Source organism: Acidimicrobiales bacterium, assembly GCA_036273495.1.
In the GTDB taxonomy this organism is placed as follows: Bacteria; Actinomycetota; Acidimicrobiia; order Acidimicrobiales; family JAJPHE01; genus DASSEU01.
In genome coordinates this window covers 1-2914 of sequence record DASUHN010000194.1, presented here as the reverse complement: position 1 = coordinate 2914, position 2914 = coordinate 1, and the positions used below count along the sequence as shown (strand labels likewise).

Here is a 2914-nt window from a genome sequence, read left to right as displayed (position 1 = left end):
AGCAGCTCCTGGGCCCGGGCCCGGACGGCGTCGTCGGGCAGCACCTCCCGGCAACCGAAGATCTCGACCCGCTCGCGCTCCTCCGTCGAGCGCTGGTCGAACACGTCGAAGTCGGTGAGGCGGTCGACCTCGTCCCCCCAGAGGTCGATGCGCACGGGCCCGTCCGCCGTGGACGGGAACACGTCGACGATCCCGCCCCGCACCGCCACCTCGCCCCGGTGCTCGACCTGGTACTCCCGGCGGTAGCCCAGGCCGACGAGTCGGGCCACCAGCTCCTGCTCGTCCAGCCGGGTCCCCCGCTCGACGACGATCGGGCCCTGCTGGGGCCCGGCCGGGCCGAGACGCTGGATCAGGGCCTTGGCCGTGGCCACGACCACGCGGGCCGGGCGGCCCTCGGCCAGGCGCCAGATCGTGCGCAGCCGGCGGCCCATGGTCTCGACGCCGGGGCTGACCCGCTCGAACGGCAGGGTCTCCCACGGGGGGAACCAGTCGACCTGCTCGGGCCCGAGGAACATCTCGAGGTCGTGGACCAGGCGCTCGGCATCGGCGGTGGTCGGCACCGCCACCAGCAGCGGACGCCGCTCGGTCAGGTGGGCCAGGGCGGCGACGGTGATGGCCCGGCCCGGCTCGGGGACGGCCAGGGTGCCGACCGACGCGCCCAGGTTGGCAGCCAGCGCCGGGACCTCCCGCAGGAGGGGCGGAAGGGCGCGGAGGACGGTGCTCACCGGCCGGTTGCGCTCATCGGCTGTTGAACCGGTTCATCGCCACGTCCACACCATCTTCGAGGATGCACTCCACCGCGTCGGCGGCCACCTCCACGGCCACGTCGAGCTGCTCCCGCTCGGCCTTTCCCGGGGCCCGCAGCACCCAGTCGGTGCCGGTCATCCGGCCCGGTGCCTTGTCGATCCCGATCCGGACCCGGGCAAACCCCCGCTCGTGCAGGTGCTCCCCCACCGACTTGAGCCCGTTGTGGCCCGCCGTCCCGCCGCCCATCTTCACCCGCACCACCCCGACGGGCAGGTCCAGCTCGTCCTGCACCACGACCAGCCGGGAGACGTCGTCGATGCCGTAGCGCCGCACCAGCCGCACCACCGCCCAGCCCGAGTCGTTCATGTAGGTCTGCGGGAAGGCGAGGGCCAGCCGGCGGGAGCCGACCAGGGCCTCGGCCACGAGCGAGCGCTCGTTGCGCGACAGCTTGAGCCGCTGCCCGTGGCGCTCGGCCAGCCGGGCCACCACCTCGGCGCCGAGGTTGTGCCGGGTCCGCTCGAATTGGGCCTCGGGGTTGCCCAGGCCGACGGCCAGCAGGTCGGCCGGGGTCCCCCGCCGGGGACGGAGCAGTGCCGCCTAGGCCTCGGACTCGGAGCCGCCGCCGGCTTCCGCGCCCTGGGCCGCGTCCCCGCCCTCGGCCGCAGCATCCCCGCCGGCCTCGGCGGCGCCCTCGGGCGTGGCGGCGGCCTCCTCGGCGGCCTCCATCTCCACCGCCGCCATCTCCGCCGCCGCCTGCGGGGGCTGGCCGACCACCACGGGGGACTCGGGATCGACGTCGGTCGAGACGCCCGGGGGCAGCTTCAGGTCCCCCACGCGGATGGTGGCGCCCACCTCGAGGGCGGAGATGTCGACCTCGATGGCGTGGGGGATCCGGTCGGGGGTGGCCTTGACGGTCAGGGCGTACAGCTCCTGGGCCACGACCCCGTCGCCGCGGTGGACGGCTTCCGCCTCCCCGACGAGGGTGACGGAGACCTCCACGCTCATGACCTCGTCCCGGCGCACGACCTGGAAGTCGACGTGGATCACGGTGTGGCGGACGGGATGGCGCTGGATGACCCGGGCCATGGTCAGGTGGCTCTGGCCGTCGACCGACAGCGACAGCAGGGCGTTGACCCCGGCGTCGGTGGACAGGGCGGTCCGGAGCTCACGGCCGTCGACGGCCACGGCGATCGGGTCGATGCCGTGGCCGTAGATGACGGCCGGGATCTTCCCCTCCCGGCGCAGGCGGGCGGCGGGCCGGGTGCCGGGCTTGCGGCCGGTGTCGGCGACGATCGTGATCTCGGGCATCGGGGGCGCGCTCCGCTACGACTTGGGAACCAGAACCCTGGGATTCTATCCCCTGGCCCTACCCGGCCCCCTGGTCGTGTTTCACCGATTCCGATTTCAGCGCCGTGCATAAATATGCGGCGGCCGTTCAGGCCTGGTTCAGGCCTGGTTCTCACCGCCGAATATCTCCGAGACCGAGGTGTCCTCGAAGATGGCGTCGATGGCGGCGGCCACGATGGAGGAGATCGACAGGACCTCGAGCTTGTCGAAGATCCGGTCCTGGGGCATGGGCAGGGTGTTGGTGACGACCACCCGGGAGATCGGGGCGTTCTTGAGCCGGTCGATGGCGGGGTCGGAGAGGATGCCGTGGGTGGCCATGGCCCACACGTCGGTGGCGCCGTGGGCCACCAGGAGCTCGGCGGCGGCGCACATGGTCCCGGCGGTGTCGATCATGTCGTCGATGAGGATGCAGGGCTTGCCCTTGACCGAGCCGGCCACGCTGCGGGCCTGCACCTCGTTGGCCGCGTTGGTCTCCCGCCGCTTGTGGACGAAGGCGATGTCGGCGTCGAGGTGCTGGCCGAACTGCTCCGCCACCCGCACCCGGCCGGCGTCGGGCGCCACCATGACCGGGTCGGCGCCGACGTTGTCCCGGATGTAGTCGAGGAGAAGGGGCATGGCCCGCAGGTGGTCGAAGGGGCCCTCGAAGAAGCCCTGGATCTGGCCGGAGTGCAGGTCGACCGACACGATCCGCTGCGCTCCCGCCGTGCGGAGCATGTCCGACACCAGCCGGGCGGTGATCGGCTCCCGCCCCGACGCCTTGCGGTCCTGGCGGGAGTAGCCGAAGTACGGGCACACGGCGGTGATCCGTTTGGCCGAGCCC

4 protein-coding genes are annotated in these 2914 nt (G+C 73.0%); all 4 read right to left on the bottom strand.

What is annotated here, in order from left to right:
- Positions 1–725: transcription-repair coupling factor (locus VFW24_08195; GenBank protein ID HEX5266741.1), on the bottom strand; the 725-nt coding region annotated here is incomplete at its 3' end.
- Between the two features lie 13 nt (positions 726–738).
- Positions 739–1290 (bottom strand): aminoacyl-tRNA hydrolase, encoded by a 552-nt coding sequence (pth, locus tag VFW24_08190; GenBank protein ID HEX5266740.1) that lies wholly within the window; start codon positions 1288–1290, stop codon positions 739–741.
- 54 nt (positions 1291–1344) lie between these two features.
- A complete protein-coding gene (locus VFW24_08185; GenBank protein ID HEX5266739.1) occupies positions 1345–2055 on the bottom strand; it encodes a 50S ribosomal protein L25 in 711 nt (236 codons plus the stop codon).
- Positions 2056–2193: 138 nt separating this feature from the next.
- On the bottom strand, positions 2194–2914 hold a 721-nt coding region (prs, locus tag VFW24_08180; GenBank protein HEX5266738.1), incomplete at its 5' end, for a ribose-phosphate diphosphokinase.